We start from the raw sequence: 20,005 nt of genomic DNA on the forward strand, positions 1-20,005 counted from the left end.
TAATTTATAGGGTTAATCTTTGCGTTCAAAAACTATTAGTCTTTCAGCGGTTCATGCCCCCAATTCTTGAGAGAGTAACGCCACCGAGTATGCTCGATATCTCCTTCCGGTCTTTCTGCCAAATGCCGATGAACATAACTCACGACGCGCCGCATGTGATTAAAATCTGAGTCGTCGTATTCTGATTTCTTCTTGTGTAAGAGCGCGACAGTTCTTCTACCAGATTGATGCCCGGTTGATTCCGCATCCTCGCTACTTTTCATTCCAACCGACAGCGATTCCTCGGTTTTTAGCCAAGCTTCTAATTCTTTAGCTGACATATTGACCGCATCTTGAAACTCTTTTAGAGTCTCTTGGTTCTGAGTAGCAGTATGCTGAACCATCACTTTTTCTCCTTCGATTTCTTCAGTTGCTCACCTTTATGAATCGCATCTTTTCCGCTCTTTGAACTTTCAACCCGATACTCAGGATTTTCCTTTGATGCCTCGAAATGATGCCCTTTAAAGTCAGTGGGTTCAGTGATGATTTCTTTGACTTCACCTTCAGTTTTTCCACCAGAAGTGTTCCACTCTACGTGGTCGCCCTTTTTCAATTTCTCGCTCATGATTTTGCTCCTGAAACACTGGCATCGATCCTAACAATCGCAACGATCGCAATCCTCTATCTGTGGTTGCCCTTCACGGAGTATGAACCTTTCTTTTGATAGTAGAAATCCGATGCTAACTTCACTTACGCTCCAGTTAAAATCGAAGCCAACAAACCATGAACTATGACCTATTTGTAATCGGAGCGGGACCGGGTGGACTTTCTGCCGCCAAACGAGCCGCACAGTATGGTGCAAAAGTCGCGATCGCAGAACGCTCCCATCTCGGCGGAACCTGCACCAATCTCGGCTGCATTCCTAAGAAACTCATGGTTTACGCTGCCGATTTTGGCTTACTTGCTGATGCCGCACAAGATTACGGCTGGACAAAGCCCGACCTCAAATTTAGCTGGCAACGCTTCAAACAAATTCGCGATCGCGAACTCGATCGCCTCCGGAAAGTTCACCACGCTGCACTGGAAAAACAAGGAATTACAATCATTCAAGGTACAGCGGTGTTAGTCGATGAACACACGATCGCAGTCAATGATCAAAAATTCGCCGCAGACAAAATCCTCATCGCGGTCGGTGGCAAGCCATCTCAACCCAAAATTACAGGCATCGAACATACAATCACTTCTGAGCAAATGTTTCACCTTGAACAACTACCAAACCGTCTAGCAATTATTGGGGGTGGGTATATTGGAATCGAATTTGCTAGTGTGATGCGTGGATTGGGTGTAGATGTAACGTTGATGAATCATGGAGAGATGATTCTCGAAGGCTTTGATGAAATGATTAGTACGACTGTGAGACAAGGATTAGTCGATCGCGGAATTCAAATCTACTGCAACACCACCGCAGATAAAATCGAGCGTGTGAACAACGAAATCCAATTACATTTAACCGGAGACCATTCTGATAGTCTTACGGTTGATACAGTTCTCTGTGCGATCGGTCGCGCCCCGAATTTAGAAAATCTCGGTCTAGAAACCGTTGGAGTCGAATTCGATAAAAAAGCGATCGCGGTAGACGAATTCAGCCGCACAAACATTCCAAACATCTATGCGATCGGAGACTGTACCAATCGAAAACAACTCACTCCGGTTGCCCGCGCTGAAGGAAAAGCATTCGCAGAAACCGCATTCAACCATCAACCGACCCAAATTGATTCATTGATTCCGTCTGCGGTCTGTGCTCGTCCCGAAGCCGCTTCGGTTGGAATGGCGGAATCTGAAGCGCGAGAGCAATTTGGCGATCGCATCCAATGTTATCAAACCGAGTTCATACCCTTGTTTGAGACTTTAACAGAACGAAAGCTTAAGAGCGTTGCGAAATATGTGACGCTTGACGATCGCGTGATTGGACTTCATTTAGTCGGAGAAGATTCAGCAGAAATGATTCAAGGATTTAGCTTAGCGATCAAGAAGGGAATTACGAAATCTGAAATTGATCATGCGATCGCGATCCATCCTTCATCGGCTGAAGAACTATTTTCGGTGGATTGATCTAGAGTTGATGGTTTAGATTGATGTTGTTAACGTTCATTGCTCTAACCCGCCCCGGAATGGAATTCGGGGCTAACAGTGCGAAGTCAGTTGAAACTGACTGAAGACGATCAAAATTGCTTTTAGTCCCCTTCAGTGGACTTCGTTTGATTAGCCCCGAATTCCATTCCGGGGCGGGTCGGCAACGAAGCGAAGATTTCTAGCTTACTGTCTTAACCTCTAACTCATTGTTTTCACGAGCAGCTTTTCAGTCTCAGTAAACGCTTCAAAAGATTGCTCTGCCAAGACATCAAGATCAGCATCCGAAATGTCGCCTTGTCGTTGAGCAATTCGATCGCGCAACTCCTCCTCAGATGCCTCACAGTACAAAACCTCAACCGGAATTCCGTGTGCCTGTGCTTGCTCGATCACCGGAGCACGCAATGCTTGACGATCATATTTCGCATCCAAAATCACGGTATACCCCTGAGATGCCAAAGTAACACCCAACTTGAGTAAGCGATCGTACGTTTTCTGCGTCATCTCTGAACTGTACAACGACGCATCCCCTTTCTCATCTGGAGCAACGCCACCTAAGTGCTTGCGAACTGCATCTGATCGGATTTGAATTGCTCCCGATTCACGCGCCAGTTTTGCAGCGATCGTACTCTTTCCAGATCCAGATAGTCCCGACATCAACACAATCTTGCCTTGTTTCGGCTTGGTATACTCCCAGGACAATCGATAGTAACGGCTTGCAGTTTCTTTTGACTCTTCTTTAACGGACTCCGGAACACTCGGATCACTGAGCAAAAATGATGTTACCTTTGCCCGAACATAAGACTGACGGCTGTTGTAGAGTGGTAGAACTTGCAAGCCTTCCCAATCACCGGATTGTTCAAGATACGAGTTCAGGAATAAGTTGCTGAGATCAGGACGGTTCCGAGCATCGAAATCCATGATGATGTAAGCAATATCGAACATCGTATCGACAAAGCGGAATGGCTCATTGAACTCAATGCAATCGAACAATAAAATCTTGCTATTCCAGAAACAAATGTTTCTCAAGTGAACATCACCATGACATTCGCGGATAAATCGCTGTTCAACTCGGCTTTTGAACAATGATTCGCTCTCAGCAAAGAGCTGATCGGTGTAAGCTTTCGTCTGATCAAATTGCTCTTGAGTTTGAGCGACTCCAATGTATCCAACCGTCTGATCATAGTTTTCGTCGATCGCTTGTCGAATCTGCGACACTTCACCAAAACTAAGAATGTAATCATTCGTCGGTGCTGATTTGTGAAATGCTGCCATCACTTTCGCCAAATCGATTAAATGCTGTTCCGTGAGTTCACCTCGATCGTACATTGCACTCAACAGCGTCTCTTGTGGAAACTGCTGCATTTTCACCACATAATCCACAAGCTCACCCTCTCCGCCGAGAATGAACGTTTCGCCATTTTGCGCGATCGGTAAAATTCCCAAATACAATTCCGCCGCGCCCCGTTTGTTCAGCCGCAATTCTTCCTCACAGTAAAACTTGCGCTTCTCTAACGTCGAATAGTCTAAGAAACCGAAATTCACGGGCTTTTTCAGCTTGTACACGTAGTCTCCAGTGAGAAACACATAAGAAACGTGCGTTTGGATTAACTCGATCGAGCCTTTGACCGGATGATCATAAAGAGCAGGATCAAGAAGGGCTTCAACGATCGGGGGAAGGGTCGTAGTCGTCATAAACTCACTCAAACTAAAAAAGCCAGGGATCTCTCCCTAGCTTTATATACATCAAATCTTCTGACAAGCCGCAAAGACTAAGATGTAGTTTAGAACTTCTTCACTGCGTTCGTGACCGCCCTGAAATAAATTTCGGGCTAACTGGCGAAAGTCCATTGAAATGGACTAAGAAGATTGAAATCAGTTCGGAGTCTACTTTAGTAGACTTTCGTCGATTAGCCCGAAATTTATTTCAGGGCGGGAGAGCGCTGAGACGAACAGGCTTTAAACCACGCTCTAATCTTTTTGAGCAAAGAAGCTGATGTGATAGAGCGAACCTTTCCAAGGATGGGTTTGAACTTCACGCATCACCGTCTTACCATTCCAAGACAACTCAGGAATGCTGACTTCTACGACTGACTTATTCGGAGCCGCATCGCGCACTAAAAATCCAGCAGTTTTCGCATCCACGACGAGTTGGATGGACTCAGTACCATTGTGACCATACAGCGTTGCAGGAATTTTGCCACCGCGACGGAGCGCATTCGGCTTACTTCCTTCAGGACGTTTTTGAGCTTCGATCGAGAACGGCATAATATGAACCTAAAAAGTAACTAAACGTTAGCGGGTTGGGGCGTTTCGTTGGTGTACAACAGCGCCCGTTTCGGACCGTGAATGGGATCTTCGACAATAATGGTTTGATCGCGTTTGGCTCCTAAAGACACGATCGCGATCGGCACATCCATTAATTCTGCCAAAAACTTGAGATACTCAAGCGCTTCTTCTGGCAAATCGTCGAGCGATCGACAGTCTTCAGTCGATCGCTTCCATCCCGGCATCGTTTCATAAATCGGCTTGCATCGAGCGAACAAGCGCGAGTTACTCGGAAAATCTTCGCAGCGCTGCCCATCGATTTCGTAGGCAACACATACTTTGATTTCGTCCATTGCGTCCAAGACATCTAGCTTCGTAATCGCTAGACAATCTAGACCATTGATGCGAACGGCGTACCGTCCAATCACTGCATCAAACCAACCGCAGCGCCGTTGTCGTCCCGTGGTCGTACCAAATTCGGCTCCACGATCGCACAACAACGCGCCCATTTCTTCATGCAATTCGGTCGGGAAAGGTCCTTCTCCGACACGAGTTGTATACGCTTTCGCAACTCCGATCACGCGATCGATCACCGTCGGACCGATTCCCGTTCCCACACAAGCGCCACCCGATACTGGATTCGAGGAAGTCACATACGGATACGTCCCGTGATCCAAGTCGAGTAGAGTCCCTTGTGCGCCTTCAAACAGCACATTCCGCTTGCGGCGAATCGCATCGTAAATCTTCAGCGAACTATCCACCACATGCGGGCGCAACCTGTCCGCATAGCCCATGTATTCGTCGAAAACTTCACCCGCATCCAACGGCGGCAGATTGTAAAGCTTTTCGAGAATGAGATTCTTTTGGGCGATCGTCCATTCCAACTGCTCGCGGAACCCTTCCGGATTCATCAAATCAACCACTCGAACGCCTGTGCGCTCTGATTTGTCGGCGTAAGTGGGACCGATTCCGCGTCCGGTCGTGCCGATTTTATGATTACCGCGCTGTTCTTCTGCGGCTTTGTCAATCAAGCGGTGATACGGCATCGTCACATGAGCCGTCTCGGAGATCAGTAAATTCCGCGTCGAAATGCCGAGCGCTTCGATCTGATCGAGTTCTTGTAGCAAAACTTTCGGATCGATCACCGTTCCGCAACCGATAATGCACTCGGTATCGGGGTACAGAATTCCAGACGGAATCAGATGGAGTTTAAAGGTTTGATCCTTGACAACCACTGTGTGCCCAGCATTAACACCGCCTTGATAGCGAACTACGACATCTGCCGACTTGCTGAGCAAATCGGTGATTTTGCCTTTACCTTCATCGCCCCACTGGGCACCAATAACAACTACGTTAGCCAAGGGATTTCAGGAGTCTAAAGTTTTCAACAAACTCCCATTATCCGCATGGGGTGGCAAATGTGTCAATCGATTTTTTGGTTTGTCCCGGCTCCAAAATTTTCTGCTCAATGGGAAGCCGAATTTTCATCGGTCAATCCCATTCCGCTGCCTCTTCTCGTTCGATTTGTGCGATCGTATTTTTCACACTGTTCCAATCGATGCCCATTTCATTGCGAATTAATTGCCCTTGTTGTAACTGTAAAATTCGTCCTGCAAACCGTTCCGCCCATTCAAACTGATGAGTAACCACGAGAACCGTAGAATCAACTTGAGCCAAAACTTTCAGTAAAATCTCGCTGCGAGCAGCATCCAAATTTGCGATCGGTTCATCCAACAACAACACCGCAGGTTGACAGATTAAAGCTCTAGCGATCGCGATCCATTGTCGTTCTCCTGTAGAAAGCTCTAGTTCAGATCGATCGAGCCATTCTCGCGGAATGTTCATTCGTTCAACAACTTGATCAATTCGCTGATCAATGTCTTTTAAGTTTCTCAACTTCAGCGGATAGATCAAAGCTTCTCTGATCGTTGTTCCGAACAGTTTCGGCTCTTGAGCAACAAAGAGAATTTGCTGTCTTAATTGCAGGACTGGAATTTCTGAATAAGGCTTACCTTCAAACTCAATTGATCCCGCACTCGGTTCGATCAATCGATTCAATAGTTTGAGCAATGTTGTTTTTCCAGAACCCGAAGCACCGACGATCGCAATTCGATTGCCTTTCTCCACCACAAACGAAACATTCCGCAGCACTTCATAGCCTGAAATCGGTGTGCCTTTCTGCGTCACTCGACCCGCCGCGAAACTGACTTGCTCAACTCGAATCCGCATCAGATTTTTCCAAGCGCGATCGCAGTCGAAACTGTCCACGCATCAATCAACAACAATAAAACTGTAAATCCCAACAAAATCAAATACATCCAGGGTTGTGATAAAGGCTTCACATCAGTTGTATCAATGCCCGTTTGTTTCTGAACTCGATCGACTAATCGAGCAAATCCCGCCACCCGCATCGGTAAAAGATAACCTTCTCCCGACTTGCTGAGAAAATAGTAAACTAATCCACCTTGTCCAGTTGATCGAGGTTTCAGCGCTTTCACTTCTGACCAGGGGATTTGCCAACCTTTGCGGAAAAATTTCGGAACCCAAACCGGGTAAGTGACTTGAATTCCGTCATCGTTTACAATCACGCGCTCACTGAGTGCGCCGAACAAAATCACAAAGCCGATCGCAATGCCCGCCCAAAGCCAACTGCTCGGAACAGGTGCATCAGTCGCATTCGCCAAAAACGGCAGCGGAGTTGTCAACGCAATATACAAACTTAGCAACGTAATCCGAATCAACGGCGAAATCCGAAACGTATCCGTCATTTCACACACTCCTCAATCCAACTCAGAATTTTACGATTCACAATTTCAGGCTGTTCATCATGCGGACAATGCCCTGCATTCTCGATCTCCATCAGTTCTAATTTCGGATTCAGTTTGACACAAGACGCAGCCAAACTCGGCGGCACGAACTTATCTTGCTTGCCCCAAAACAACAGCATCGGAATCTTCATCGCGGGCAAAATCGATCGTGCTCTATACTCGGTCATTTTCGGAGTCGTCACCATCGATCGCAGTGCCCTCACCGCACCTCGATCGCGTGCTGGCATCGACAAAATTTCCACCAGTTCATCGCTAATACTGTCCGAACTCGAATACGCCTGCCGCGCCCACAATCGAACCAGACTCGAACTTCTCAGCACTCGAAAGAACGGATTAAAAATCAATGGAAACGTGAAAATACTTTTTGCCACAGCCGCGATCGGACGAAACACTTTTACCGCTGTCCCAGTCCATTCCGGCGCATCCAACACCGAAGAATCCGGCAAATTCAGCATGACCACACCTTTCACCATTTCAGGATAAGCCTTTGCCGCTGCCAAACACACCATCGAGCCGATCGAGTTTCCGATCAAAACCACAGGCTCCCGCACAAACGTCAACCAAAAATCGTGAACCTGCTCGATCCACAACACCACGTTATACGGCGCGATCGCTTTTTCCGATGCCCCAAATCCCAACAAATCCAGCGCGTACACCGTATGATGCTGACTCAGAGCCGAAACGTTATGCCGCCAATGACCGATCGAAGCACCGAACCCGTGAATCAACATCAGCGGGGGAGCATTCTCGGATTTTTGCGATCGCATGTACGTATATCGCGTTCGCCAACCGCGCCACATCCAATCGCGCTGACTGCCAATTCTCTGCCGCCAAGGTAAAGCGTCTACCACAATTCCACCGATCTTACTCTGCTTATTCATTTTAGTGGGAGATCCGAATCCCCAAAATCTCGATCGCTGCTTTAGAATTTACGTAACGAAGTAGAGAGAAATTTCGCCAAACTGAGTAGAATGGCGAATACAAACGAATAGACAATGATTTAAGTCTTACTCATTGTCAGCTTTATCCACTTACAACACAGGTGCTTGTGATAGAAAAAAGACCCAATCGAGATATGCCCGTGATCAACGAACGAATTCGGTTTCCGAAAGTTCGTGTCATCGATGCTGACGGCTCCCAGCTAGGGATCATGACCTCGCGAGAAGCCCAAACGATGGCAGACGAAAAGGAACTCGACTTAGTTCTTGTCAGCGACAAGGCTGATCCCCCTGTCGTCAAAATTATCGACTACGGTAAGCACAAATTCGAGCAAGAAAAGAAAGCCAAAGAAGCGAAGAAAAAGCAGCATACCGTAGACGTGAAGGAAGTCAAAATGCGCTACAAAATTGAGGAACACGATTACAACGTGCGAATCAATCAAGCCGAACGCTTCCTCAAAGCCGGAGATAAAGTCAAAGCGACGATCATGTTTCGAGGACGAGAGATTCAGCACAGTGATCTTGCGGAGACTTTGCTGAAGCGGATGGCGGGCGACCTTCAAGAAATTGCCGAAGTGCAACAAGCCCCGAAAAAAGAAGGGCGTAATATGATGATGCTGTTGGCACCGAAGAAATAAGCCACGATCGCGCATCTATCAAGTGAATCAAGGACAGTGGGATAAACTTCTCGCTGTCCTTTTTGCTTGTTTTAGCGATGGGATCTGTTGGGCATCTTAGGGAGGATTCCCGCCAATGTGGAATCATGTGCATCAATTCAACTCAGAACAGCCTCCCTCATGGTTTCGACAAATCAAGCTCCCGACAAATCCGGAGAAAGCCCATTTCTCCGCTGGATTAACCTCCGATCTGGTGAAGGCGATCGAACGTTTTGGATGTTCGCCTTCTACACCTTCACTTCGACGGGGCTGATTTGGCTTGAAGCCTGTTCAGTTGAGATGTTCCTCGCCCAATTCGGAGCAGCAAATTTACCGCTGATCTACATTGTTAGTGCGGCACTCAAGATTGGGTTAGGCTGGCTCTATTCGGAACTTCAGAGATATCTACCGCTCAGAGCTGTGATTGTTACGATCGCGCTTCTGCTCGCATCTCCGCTTCCGTTCTTCTCAGTCGGTTTATCGGGCGGATTCGGTGAGCAATTCGGTCAATTCTATGTGCTGCAAGTTGTCGTTTTCGGGATGCAGCTTTGGCTTGAAGCAAGTCACGTTCTCAACGATCTAAATGCGTCCATCACTGCGAATCAGCTTTTCAACATTCGAGAAATCAAGCGTACCTATCCCTTAATTAGCAGCGGAATTCTGGTTGCTGATGTGGTTGGTGGCTTCTCACTGCCGTTTGTACTGGGACTGTTCCCGCGTGATGTGGCAGTCTCTCAAGTTCTGTTGATTGCTTTCGGATTCATGCTGTCTGGAGCCGTCATTCTATGGGGGCTGAGCCATCTGTATCAGCAGGCTTTTCCAGAAGTGCGGCGGCGGCGCGATGATACAACGGCGGAAAATTCTGCAACTCGGCTCCAAGGACAAATGCAGCGATATATGTCCCTGTTGCAGATCTTCTTTGCTCTCGCGCAAGTGTTTCTGCTCCTGATTGAGTTTCAATTTCTGACTCAGCTTGGACAGCATTCTGAAATTTCATCACAGCTAGGAAAAGGAGATATTGCGGGATTTCTTGGCATCTTTAATGGGGCAATGGGGATCTGTGAACTGATCATGCAGTGGTCATTTTCGAGCCGAGTGCTCGATCGCGTTGGCGTTTTTCGATCGCTGATGTTGATGCCGCTCATCATTATCGGATTCACTGGAGTTTCGATCACTGGAGTTTCTCCGGTCTTCGTGAGCATTCTAGTGATGCGATTTCTCTATGAATTGCTGCACTATACGTTGTTAACCGGTAGCGTTCCATTCTTGTTCTACTCGGTGCCAGATTACCTACGAAATCGAGAACAGGCGAGAGTTCGAGGGATTGCAGAACCGATTTCGACTGCACTCACTGGATTGATGCTTCTGGGACTTGTGAAACTCGGTCTAAACGGGATGGGAGCCGCTGAGAAGCTAAGTTTAGGAATCATGATTGTATTTGCGATTGGATGGCTCATCACGATCGTATTTCTCAAAAAAGAGTATCTCAATCTCTTAGTGCTCAATGCCGGACGTGGGCAATTAAGTACTTCAGATGTGGATATGAAAGCATTGCGGCAAAGAACGATCGAGACTTTAGAAAAGCCCGGAGCCGATGAAGATAAACGGGCTTGTATTGACTTTCTAAGCGATATCGATGGCAAAAATGCTGGAGAGGTTTTAGCCCCACTTCTTTCTAAGCTCACACCAGAATTGCAGCACAAAAGTATCGAAGTGATGCTGAATCATCCAAATCCTGCTTTTCTCAATCCGGTGAAGTCTCTATGTTCTCAGCGTCCTGCACCAGAAGTGATGGCAGTCGCTCTAAGATACATTTGGCTCACAGAAGAAACCGCTTCAATTAGCGAACTGCGGCACTATCTCAAACCGAATCATCCTTCGATCGTGAGAGCGACCGCAGCTTCATTAATTCTACGTCAAGGAACAATCTCAGAGAAAGCCGAAGCAACTTATGTGTTGCAGGCGATGTTAAAGCACAAACAAACTCAGGAACGAGTGATCGGTTGTCGGGCACTAGGGGGAGCAGTTCATCTGCAAGGACTTCGATTGTGGTTGAAACCATATGTTGCCGATTTGTTGAAAGATCCGTCGATCGAAGTGAAATGCGCCACTTTAGAAGCAATCTCAGCTACTCGATCCGAAGAATTCTACCGCTATCTGCTCAGTGGTTTGTATGTTCGTCCCACTCGTGAAGCCGCGAAATCCGCCTTAGTTCGATTAGGGAATGAAGTCTTACCGAAACTGATTTGGATTGCAGATGATATCGATCGACCGCCCTTGGTACGAAGTGAAGCATTTAGCGCGATCGGACAAATCGGAACGCCTGAAGCGATCGAGCTTTTGATTTCTCGCTTGCTAACCTCTTGGGGAACCACTCGACGATTACTATTACGAATTCTGCTGAAAATCCCGAATGAGAAAGGAATTGAAGCAGTTTCAGAGCGTCTAGGCAGACAAGGCATCGAAGAGCTAATTGACCAAGAGTTAATGTTTATGGGGCAAGTGTATGCTGCTTCAATGGATTTGATTCTAGAGCGAGTTCGATGTGATGAAACGGTCTTATTGCGATCGGCATTAGAAACATTGCCAACCGACAGTATCGAGCGATTGTTTTTATTAATGAAATTCCTTTATCCAATCGGTTCGATTCGAGTGGCAGAATTTAACTTTCAGTCAGATTCTCGATCGGCGATCGCTCAAGGGCTAGAAATTCTCGATAGTACTTTGGACATTGGGAATAAACGAGCATTGTTGGGAGTGCTCGATCATGAATTATCGATGGATAAGCTACAAAGTTTGTCGAGCGTTGTTTCCTACACACCGATGCAGCCGAACGAGCGATTAAATCAGCTTCTAGAACTGCGACATTTCATCTCAGATTGGGCATTAGCATGTTGTTTCCATTTAGCAAGACGAGCGCGATGGGATCTCAGTGGGGACGCAATTCGATCGAGCTTGAGACATCCGAGGGGATATGTTCGCGAAGCCGTTCTCAGCTACATTGCCAAGCAATATCCCCAACAGTTAGGGCGAGTGCTCCAAAAGTTTCAAGATGAACATGATCCGATCGTGTCGAAGCAGGTAAAACACATGATGCAAGCGTTGGGCATGACTTCACCAGAGCCATCTTCTAAGGTTGTATTTTTTCAACGTCCTGGATTGAACTAACCGTGTGAGAAAGCGATGTTAAACAGTTTTGAGCGATTGTTATTAGTTCGTGGTGTGCCGATCTTTAAAGAACTCCGGGACGATTTCCTGGTGCGACTGGCATCGATTATGGAAGAGCGAGCGTATGCGGTCAAAGAACCGATTCTGATCGAAGGTCAAGAAGGTCGATCGATGTATGTGATCTGCAAAGGTTCTGTCCGCGTTCACAATGGCAGTCGAGATCTAATCTTTTGCAAACGCGGTGATTTCTTCGGTGAGATGTCCCTGTTTGATTCGGAACCACGATCTGCATCGGTCACCGCGATCGAGCCGTGTGAATGTCTGGTTTTAACTCAGCAGCAACTCTATGAAGCGGTAGACGAAACGCCCGGAATTGCATTGAATCTGATTAAGATCCTCTCTGGGCGAGTGCGCGAAATGAATCGAGAAATCAAAGCCAAAGAACAGGAACTTCGCTTGCTCCGAGGTGAACCGATCACACAGATTCGTTAGATTTCAGCGCCTCTTTCACGAGTTGCAACATCTCCGATCGCACTTGCTCATAATGCGTTGCTGCACACCACGGACGCAGATAGAGCATTGTCTTTTCTGGGGTGATGGATTCTACATGGCAAGTCGGTCTAGGTTCGCGCAGCACTAAGGGATGCGGTTGCACGATCGACAAAAGATGCGTAATCGTGGATTCAATTTCTCGATCGCCAATATCAATCTGCAAATCTACGCGCCGAGTCCCCATAATCGTATTGTTCTTCAGTGTCCCGCTAAACAGATTGCTATTCGGAACTGTGATTCGCACGTTATCCGAAGAAACAATCGTCGTTGAGAACAATCCAATACTATCGACGGTTCCGGATACGCCTGCACCTTCGATCGTATCTCCCACTTCAAACGGTCGGAAGCTCACGAGCATCACTCCAGCCGCAAAGTGAGACAAGCTATTTTGTAGCGCAAGACCGATCGCTAAACCTGCCGCACCGATTACAGTAACGATCGTGGTCGTTTGTAACCCGATCGCATTTAGCGCCGCAACGCCTCCTGCCATCCACACCAGAATCGAGGCAACTTGAATCAAGAATTTTTGCAGCGTGGGTTCTGCGTATTTGAGCAAGCGAAAGCCGATCGGTCGAATGATGTTCGCTGCCCAGCGGGTGAACAGGAGAATTGCGATCGCCCAAACCATCTTGGGTACGACTTGCAGCGCTAAATTGCTCAAATTTCGCTGCAAGATTAAATGATTGATGTTATCGCTCAGCAGATTAACAGGTTGAGCGCTGATGATGAACATAAAACCTCCTCGTTGTCCCCGAATGAGGGATACACCAAAACTTCGGATAGTCCCGAAGGCACTCAGTGTACCGCGTTTTATGAAAATTTCGAGTGTGCGATCGAGCCGTAACTTTCTCGATGAAATCCCTCTATATGAAGATTTCTGGCAATTCCTTTAGTGGTAGAAGTAAGCTCGACAGCTTGGTCGCGAAAACAACCTCGGTCGCTCTGTCACTATCTTGTTGAGTGAATGCACCTGAACATGCTGGACTTCCTCCCAACTCGCATTTCGACTCGTGTGAACAAAGCGCTGAATTTTGATAGTCATCCGATCGGTGCTGCTCTGAGGTTAACGATCGTAGTTTCAGTCATTTTCTTTTTTACCAGCAGTCTCAAGCATGCGGTTTTCCTATCTTCAGCTTGGGACATGGGAATTTTTGATCAAGCGGTCTATCTGATTAGTCAAGGATTAGCGCCGATTTCGTCTTACATGGGCTTTCACGTGTTGGGCGATCATGCGGCGCTGATTCTTTATCCATTGGCATTGCTCTACAAGATTCACGTCAGTACACACTGGTTGTTTTTAACGCAAGCGATCGCATTAGCCAGCGGCATTATTCCAACTTGGAAATTGGCTCAACATGCAGGATTAACCGTTTCCCAGTCGAAGTGGGTCGTGCTGACCTATCTACTGTATCCGGTGCTGTTCAGTGCAAATCAATTTCATTTCCACCCAGAAGTATTTGCAATTCCGGCGTTTCTCTGGGCAATCTGGGCGGCACAAACTCGAAAAATTTGGCTATTCTGTGCTGCGATCGCGCTTATCCTAAGCTGTAAAGCCGTTCTCTCGCTCACCGTGTTCAGCATGGGGATTTGGCTATGGAAGTTTGAACATCGCCGCAAGTATGGATTAATTGCGATCGTGGTGGGACTCGCTTGGTTTGTAATTTCCACGCAGATGATCATTCCGTTTCTTGGAGGCAATTCGGCAGAGATTCAGCGACATCTTTATCGCTACGGCAGCTTAGGAAACTCGTTTTCGGAAATCGCGATCAAAGCAGTAACACAACCTTGGCTAGTGATTGAGCAAGTCGTATCGCGTGCGAATATTGTGTATTTACTTCGATTGACGGCACCGATTGTATGGGCATTATCACCCCAATCGATCGCGCCACTGGTCGGGGCAATTCCCTGCGTTTTTCTGAATCTCCTGAGTGATTCTTCTGCTCAGAAAAGCTTAGCTTATCAATATTCGCTGCCCGTGTTGCCGTTTGTCGTGATGACGGTAATCGCAGCATTCAAGCTCGATCGCGGTTGGGTGCGGAAAAAGAGAATTGTATTGCTCTGTTTGATTACAGGTTTCATCTTGCTTTCAGCCGTAATCAAATCTGGTGACTATCTTCGGGTGATCGATAACTGGCAAGCAAAACGAGAAGCCGTTGCACTCGTTCCACCGTCAGCAAGTGTATTAACCGTGATGGACATTGCACCGCATTTAAGTCATCGATCGAAGATTACAACCGCAACGGTCGCGTTTGATGCGTCGAAAGCACTCGATTTCTCAACCATTCCAAATTACGAAGCAGTCCTATTAGATGTGCGTCATACGAACGATTTCACGGCTCCGCAGGAATTCCTAAATCAAGTTCTTCAAACGGTTCAGACGGACGATCGCTTTAATCTCAAGTACCAGCGCGATGATGTGTATCTGTTTCTCAGAAAGTTTTGAAACTCGATTGAACCTTTGCGATCGCGCTTCGGTCTAACTTCCCGAAGCTGATTGATTGGCTTCACTGTCCCATTTTCGATTGATGTCATGAAAAAACTTTCACTGATCCTTCCCGGAGCTGTCGCCCTTCTGATGGTTGTAGCACCGTTTGCGGTTCAAGCTCGTCCTTCAGGATTGTTAGCTCAGCAAACTCAGACTCAACCGAAACGCGATCGAGCAAATCGTCTGAATCTCACTGATGCTCAGAAGCAGCAAATGCAAGCGATCCGCGAACAAACTCGCACTGCGATCGTCAACGAAGTTCTAACCGCCGAACAGCGCAATCAGTACAATGCAACGGCTCAAAGTGGAAACAAAAAGGGCGCAATGCGATCGCTGAATTTGACTGAAGCTCAAAGAACTGAGATTCGGAACAGAATGCGGGCATCACGAGAGCGAATCGAACGCGAGGTGTTGACTCAACAGCAGCGGGATCAACTCCAACAGCGTCGCAATCAACAAGGACAGCGCAGCAGTCGTCAAGGTGCATAGTTTAACCAGTTCATCATCTTAAGAGTTCATCGTAGGCATCCGATCGGGTGCCTTTTCTTTTGATTCGCGATCGCACTTCTCGACATCTGACCGAATTCCTCGATCGTACTTATCAAACGCTCAAGATTTTCTGTACACTCGAACTAATCTAGTTAAGAAAAGCATCATGACAACTTACAAACTCAAGGGAAAAGTCGATGCCAAGGGACAATTGGTGATTACAGAAGCGATCGATCTTCCGCCTGGTGATGTTGAGATTTTTGTGCTTCCGGCTCAACAAGTTGAAACCCCTCAAACTTCGGTCAATTCAAGCGAGTATCAGACGCAAGCCTTTCGAGATTTGTGGAAAACTGCTCAACCTGTAGCCGATGATTTTGATGCGGATTCAGCAAAGTGGGAAGCGCTCAAGGAGAAGTACGACCTTTGAAAGTTTTAGTAGACACGAATGTTTTGATTGATGTTGCGCTTCAACGACAACCGTTTTTCCAGGATAGCGATCGTGCTTTCGCGTTAATCGAGCAAGGAGGTGCAGAAGGTTTTGTTTCTGCCACAACATACAGCGATTTGTACTACATCATTCGTAAAACTCAAGGGCACGATTGGACGTTGGAATTTTTGAGGAGACTAGCGAGAATTTGTCAGATTGCAGCGATCGATCAAACTGTGATTGCATCGGCTCTATCACTTGGATTTCCCGATTTTGAGGATGCAATCCAGTATGCAGCAGCGATCGAGAATCAGCTTGATGGCATTCTAACTCGCGATACACAGGGGTTTACTCAAGCCACAATTCAGATTTTTACACCAACTGCATTCATTCAAGCAATTACGTAATTTAATCCGCAGCGATCGCGCTTCTCAACGTCTGACAAAATTCCTCGATCGCTTTCAATCCCTCAGCAGGCGATCCTTCAGACAATCGCTTCACAAACGCACTTCCAACAATTGCCGCATCCGCTCCCCAGTTCATCACTTGTCGTGCTTGTTCCGGTTGCGAAATCCCAAACCCGACCCCGATAGCTTTATCAGTAACTTGCCGCAATTCTGCAATCAAATCTTTCACCCGCGATTCCATTTGCGATCGCATTCCTGTTACGCCCGTTGTACTGACTAAATAGGTAAACCCTTGAGACTGTTGGGCGATCGCAGAAATTCGCTCTCGTGGACTCGTCGGCGCAACTAATAATGTGAGTTCAATGCCATGCTCCTTTGCTGGACGTAATAGCGTTTCAGCTTCTTCTAGCGGCAAATCTGGAACTACTAAACCTTTTGCTCCCGCTTCGGAAATGTCTTTCAAAAATGATTCGATGCCGCGATTTAGAATCGGGTTGTAATAAGTGAAAAGAATGATCGGCGATCGCAAATTCGGAGAAACCTGCTTCACCAGTTGTAAAACATCTTCTAATCGAGTGCCATTCTGAAGTGATCGAGTTGCCGCCGCCTGAATCACCGGACCATCCGCCAGCGGATCAGAGTACGGCACTCCTAATTCAATCAGATCAGCACCAGAGCGATCGAGAATCTGTAACGCCTCAGCCGTCGTTTCCAAATCCGGATCTCCAGCCGTCAAAAAAGGAATCAACGCACAGCGACCCTGATTCCGCAATTGCTCAAAGCGTTCCGACACTGAAGCCATCTCAATCTCTTAGAAAACACAACTTCAGTAGATTACTGCAAATCCGGGCACGAAATCCTAAGAACCTTGCTTTTCCTGCTCGATTTCTTTCTGGAGCTTTTCTAATTCTTCGGGGGTCAATTCTTCTAAGCGCTTCTGCAAAACCGCTTCTTCATACTCTCGAAGCTGCTGATTGTAGGTCATATTCTTCGACAGCACCCGAAACAGGTAACTCGCCAACCAGCCAATCAAGCCGCCAACTAAGAGCAACTGGCTCCAAATTCCCGCGCTAACGCTGTCAAGACCTGCGCCCTGAAGTACCAGAAACGCAAGTCCCCCTGCTAAAAACACACCGAATGTAATCCCGATCGCATCAATTCGTCGCATTGCTTTTAAGCTTCAATCTGCCTCGCTTTCGGTCTGAAATTCAAGAACGGCGCAAGCAGCAGCATTCCCGGAAAATAAAGGAACACCATGAAATACATAAAGCTCCGCTCGATCGAGCTTGCCACATACCAGCGCGATTTGAGATAGAAAAAGATAATCAACGGCACAACCACCAGGTAAGCGCCGCCCAAAGCGAGGTATAGAAGTGCTACGTCCATGTATTCCAACCGGATATCGACTTTCCTATCCTAACGCTTTCAGGTGATCGCGCTCTCTAAATCAGACAGTGAAATTCGATCGCCGATCATTTTACAAATTTCTATACTTATCCTGCGATTCTGATGATATCCTGGTTAGGCTTCTGATTTCGACCCGAAATTAGAACACAAATCCTGGGGGCGTGGCGGAATGGTAGACGCTACGGACTTAACGATTTGAGCACCGAAGCCGAAACGCTTCGTGTGAATGGAGTCAAATTCGGTGAAAGCTTTCATCTGCCAACGCCGAGCTAAGCTCTGGAGATCGCCTTCTCTTTTTACCTCGATAGGTTGGAGTGAAGGCATGACAGTTGGGGCACAACAGTCTTAGATTGCTGAGAGAGTTGTCTTGATTGTTGCCGTTGATGTGGTCTAGCTCAAGTGGAATAGGGTTTCCTAGCCATTCAGTTAGATTGCACGATTCGCAGCAGTGAGTCTTAATTCCTTCCCGCAGTAGTTTGAGTTTAAGTTTATAGGATTGAATCGGCTGCTTGTTCATCAAGTGTTCCGAAAGCGATCTTCTCGCTCCAAGCTTCTTGTTTTTGCTCCATCCCTGGTGAGTGAAATGAGAAATGTCAAGACCAAGAGTGGTGATACGTTTCTTCAAAGATTCGTAATTTCCACCAGCGGGACGCAGACCTAGCTTCAAAAGTACTTGCCTGTACGAGAAAGAAGTTTCAACTGCTTGAATAAATTCCGCTTCTGTGTGCTTTGACATTGTTGTTTTCCAGAGAAAGTGTAGAGACTAGACGGCTCCTACCTGACTGGCATACTGCTAAAAGGTAAAGGCATAGTCCAGACTACAAACACAGTAATGTGGTAGTGAAAACTACAGTAGTAAGAAAATCCGTTGACCGCAAGGTTGTAAGGGTTCAAGTCCCTTCGCCCCCATTGAATAAAGAGCGATCGCATTTCAAACCCCGATCGCTCTTTTCTATTCCGGATTCACAATCGTTCCCATAAATAGAATTTCACCCGTTTGATTGTCTCGAATCGCAGAGAAGAACGGTCGATCGACAATCATTCTGAATGGCTCCTCTGGAACTCGGATAGAAGTTGCCACAATCCCGATCGAAGTCACCGCTGCCGCTTCTGTTCCTTCTTCGTTCACCTCGACAAAAGTTTTGTGTTTGACTTGATCGATTTTGGTGGTTCCTTTGCTGAGTCCAGAAAAATCTGCGGCATCATCGAAAGCAATCCCCATGCCAAGAGCAGAAAGCGCCTCTTTTAGCTCGACATCGTAATCCATCTTGAAGCGAGGCAGTTGAATCTGTCCTTCACGAGCGCTAAATTGCTTCATCCAAGTTTGCCAATTCTGAGCAGTTAAAGACTTTTGAAATGCTGCTAAATTTGACTTGGGCAGAAACACATACATGCTCAAACGTTCATCACCGTAAGGTAGACTAATCGCTTGAAATTGATTCGTTTCAAAATAGCGGTAGTTACCTTGCCGCTTCATTAAAGGAACTTGTTTTTTCGAGCCATTTACTAACGTGAATGGACGAGTTTGTGTATTGCTTTTATCAAATTCATTTGTCCATTTCCCTTTGAAATAAATGGCATTCATGAGGAACATGACATCATTGGGATTAATCCGATCGACAATTTTCGGAATTTTGCCGCGAGTACTTTCTTTCACCCAACTATTGATCTCATCCGCTGCCGCAGGTTGCTCAAAATCAAGCGATTTCACTTTGGCATCGTAGAATTTCGCATTACGATCGAGAAAACTCGGATTAAAATCGACACCTTGACGCGCCCAAAGCGAATTCGCGATCAACAATTGCACTTTCGGATCAGCCTTCTCTAGCGCCGCTTTCAAATTGTGATGAGCTTGGTTAATTTCTTCGAGCGTCATGCCTTGAAATTCGAGTGCTTTCGCCATTGCAGTCTTGGTTTGACCATTTGCGCCGTTGTACGCCATTGAAAGCGCGATCGCCACACTCGAAGGCGAGACAAAAACGTTTTCTTTCCCGTCTTTCTTGAGAATTTCAGAAAACAATTTAAACCCGAATCTGGTATTGGCTTCCACAATTTTTGGATTCACAGGTTTGACTTCCCTCGCTTGGGTAATCTGACTATTTCTAATCTCTGATTTTGGGTTCTGTGAATGGGCTGAACCTGAACAAGAAATCGCGCCAACTGCGAGAAGAATTGCAAATAAGGCAATACTCGATCGCTTCCATTCAAATGTTTTCATACTCCTCTCCAAGAAAGTTGGGAATTGATCCAAAAATTGACCAATTCCAACGC

At 46.8% G+C, this 20,005-nt stretch carries 21 protein-coding genes; 8 read left to right on the plus strand and 13 right to left on the minus strand.

Features of this window, described 5'->3' with window-relative positions; translation table 11 throughout:
* Window positions 1–35: 35 nt before the first annotated feature.
* The gene (locus NIES2104_RS07150) at window positions 36–383 is read right to left on the minus strand and encodes a DUF3140 domain-containing protein (RefSeq protein WP_058997082.1); all 348 of its coding nucleotides are present in this window, start codon (window positions 381–383) and stop codon (window positions 36–38) included.
* Complete coding sequence (locus NIES2104_RS07155) at window positions 383–604, minus strand: DUF2945 domain-containing protein (protein WP_058997084.1); 222 nt, start codon at window positions 602–604, stop codon at window positions 383–385. Before NIES2104_RS07155 ends, NIES2104_RS07150 begins: the two co-directional genes overlap by 1 nt.
* A gap of 158 nt (window positions 605–762) precedes the next feature.
* On the opposite strand from NIES2104_RS07155, the gene gorA reads away from it, so the two are divergent.
* Entirely contained in the window at window positions 763–2,091 is a 1,329-nt protein-coding gene (gene gorA, locus NIES2104_RS07160) for a glutathione-disulfide reductase (protein ID WP_058997086.1), read from the plus strand.
* A gap of 219 nt (window positions 2,092–2,310) precedes the next feature.
* On the opposite strand, the gene NIES2104_RS07165 is transcribed toward gorA, so the two are convergent.
* The 6 genes from NIES2104_RS07165 to NIES2104_RS07190 all read right to left on the minus strand — a co-directional run bounded on the left by NIES2104_RS07165 (window position 2,311) and on the right by NIES2104_RS07190 (window position 8,086).
* Window positions 2,311–3,804, minus strand: a complete 1,494-nt coding sequence (locus NIES2104_RS07165; protein ID WP_058997089.1) for an AAA family ATPase — start codon at window positions 3,802–3,804, stop codon at window positions 2,311–2,313.
* Window positions 3,805–4,080: 276 nt separating this feature from the next.
* Entirely contained in the window at window positions 4,081–4,377 is a 297-nt protein-coding gene (rplY, locus tag NIES2104_RS07170) for a 50S ribosomal protein L25 (protein WP_058997090.1), read from the minus strand.
* A gap of 20 nt (window positions 4,378–4,397) precedes the next feature.
* Window positions 4,398–5,738 (minus strand): adenylosuccinate synthase, encoded by a 1,341-nt coding sequence (locus tag NIES2104_RS07175; protein WP_058997092.1) that lies wholly within the window; start codon window positions 5,736–5,738, stop codon window positions 4,398–4,400.
* Between the two features lie 130 nt (window positions 5,739–5,868).
* Entirely contained in the window at window positions 5,869–6,645 is a 777-nt protein-coding gene (locus NIES2104_RS07180; protein ID WP_202815034.1) for an ATP-binding cassette domain-containing protein, read from the minus strand.
* Window positions 6,606–7,145: a hypothetical protein gene (locus tag NIES2104_RS07185; protein ID WP_058997096.1), complete on the minus strand. Its 540-nt coding sequence runs from the start codon at window positions 7,143–7,145 to the stop codon at window positions 6,606–6,608. Before NIES2104_RS07185 ends, NIES2104_RS07180 begins: the two co-directional genes overlap by 40 nt.
* The gene (locus NIES2104_RS07190; RefSeq protein ID WP_058997098.1) at window positions 7,142–8,086 is read right to left on the minus strand and encodes an alpha/beta fold hydrolase; all 945 of its coding nucleotides are present in this window, start codon (window positions 8,084–8,086) and stop codon (window positions 7,142–7,144) included. The genes NIES2104_RS07185 and NIES2104_RS07190 overlap by 4 nt, the downstream gene beginning before the upstream one ends.
* A gap of 194 nt (window positions 8,087–8,280) precedes the next feature.
* On the opposite strand from NIES2104_RS07190, the gene infC reads away from it, so the two are divergent.
* The 3 genes from infC (at window position 8,281) to NIES2104_RS07205 (ending at window position 12,459) form a co-directional block, all read left to right on the plus strand.
* Entirely contained in the window at window positions 8,281–8,781 is a 501-nt protein-coding gene (gene infC / locus NIES2104_RS07195; RefSeq protein ID WP_202815035.1) for a translation initiation factor IF-3, read from the plus strand.
* Window positions 8,782–8,940: 159 nt separating this feature from the next.
* Window positions 8,941–11,967, plus strand: a complete 3,027-nt coding sequence (locus NIES2104_RS07200; protein WP_058997103.1) for a HEAT repeat domain-containing protein — start codon at window positions 8,941–8,943, stop codon at window positions 11,965–11,967.
* A gap of 15 nt (window positions 11,968–11,982) precedes the next feature.
* Window positions 11,983–12,459, plus strand: a complete 477-nt coding sequence (locus NIES2104_RS07205) for a Crp/Fnr family transcriptional regulator (protein WP_058997105.1) — start codon at window positions 11,983–11,985, stop codon at window positions 12,457–12,459.
* Here NIES2104_RS07205 and NIES2104_RS07210 read toward each other — a convergent pair.
* Window positions 12,443–13,252 carry a mechanosensitive ion channel family protein gene (locus tag NIES2104_RS07210; protein ID WP_082689944.1) on the minus strand — a complete coding sequence of 270 codons (810 nt, stop codon included), beginning with the start codon at window positions 13,250–13,252 and terminating at the stop codon, window positions 12,443–12,445. The two genes, NIES2104_RS07205 and NIES2104_RS07210, sit on opposite strands and share 17 nt — an antisense overlap.
* A 243-nt stretch (window positions 13,253–13,495) precedes the next feature.
* Here NIES2104_RS07210 and NIES2104_RS07215 point away from each other — a divergent pair, with 243 nt between their 5' ends.
* From NIES2104_RS07215 to NIES2104_RS07230, 4 genes are all read left to right on the plus strand, one after another.
* Complete coding sequence (locus NIES2104_RS07215; RefSeq protein ID WP_082689945.1) at window positions 13,496–14,962, plus strand: DUF2079 domain-containing protein; 1,467 nt, start codon at window positions 13,496–13,498, stop codon at window positions 14,960–14,962.
* Window positions 14,963–15,049: 87 nt separating this feature from the next.
* Window positions 15,050–15,493, plus strand: coding sequence for a hypothetical protein (locus tag NIES2104_RS07220; RefSeq protein WP_058997107.1), 444 nt, complete (start codon window positions 15,050–15,052; stop codon window positions 15,491–15,493).
* Window positions 15,494–15,659: 166 nt separating this feature from the next.
* Window positions 15,660–15,920 (plus strand): hypothetical protein, encoded by a 261-nt coding sequence (locus NIES2104_RS07225; RefSeq protein ID WP_058997109.1) that lies wholly within the window; start codon window positions 15,660–15,662, stop codon window positions 15,918–15,920.
* Window positions 15,917–16,327 (plus strand): PIN domain-containing protein, encoded by a 411-nt coding sequence (locus NIES2104_RS07230; protein ID WP_058997111.1) that lies wholly within the window; start codon window positions 15,917–15,919, stop codon window positions 16,325–16,327. The genes NIES2104_RS07225 and NIES2104_RS07230 overlap by 4 nt, the downstream gene beginning before the upstream one ends.
* A 1-nt stretch (window position 16,328) precedes the next feature.
* On the opposite strand, the gene trpA is transcribed toward NIES2104_RS07230, so the two are convergent.
* The 4 genes from trpA to NIES2104_RS07255 all read right to left on the minus strand — a co-directional run bounded on the left by trpA (window position 16,329) and on the right by NIES2104_RS07255 (window position 19,952).
* Complete coding sequence (gene trpA, locus NIES2104_RS07235; RefSeq protein ID WP_058997113.1) at window positions 16,329–17,129, minus strand: tryptophan synthase subunit alpha; 801 nt, start codon at window positions 17,127–17,129, stop codon at window positions 16,329–16,331.
* Between the two features lie 57 nt (window positions 17,130–17,186).
* Window positions 17,187–17,495, minus strand: coding sequence for a DUF3007 family protein (locus NIES2104_RS07240; RefSeq protein WP_058997115.1), 309 nt, complete (start codon window positions 17,493–17,495; stop codon window positions 17,187–17,189).
* Between the two features lie 5 nt (window positions 17,496–17,500).
* Window positions 17,501–17,728 (minus strand): NAD(P)H-quinone oxidoreductase subunit L, encoded by a 228-nt coding sequence (gene ndhL, locus NIES2104_RS07245; protein ID WP_263971049.1) that lies wholly within the window; start codon window positions 17,726–17,728, stop codon window positions 17,501–17,503.
* A gap of 958 nt (window positions 17,729–18,686) precedes the next feature.
* Window positions 18,687–19,952 (minus strand): serpin family protein, encoded by a 1,266-nt coding sequence (locus NIES2104_RS07255; protein ID WP_058997120.1) that lies wholly within the window; start codon window positions 19,950–19,952, stop codon window positions 18,687–18,689.
* Window positions 19,953–20,005: the final 53 nt, after the last annotated feature.

The sequence above is a fragment of the Leptolyngbya sp. NIES-2104 genome, from assembly GCF_001485215.1.
Classification (GTDB): Bacteria; Cyanobacteriota; Cyanobacteriia; order Leptolyngbyales; family Leptolyngbyaceae; genus Leptolyngbya.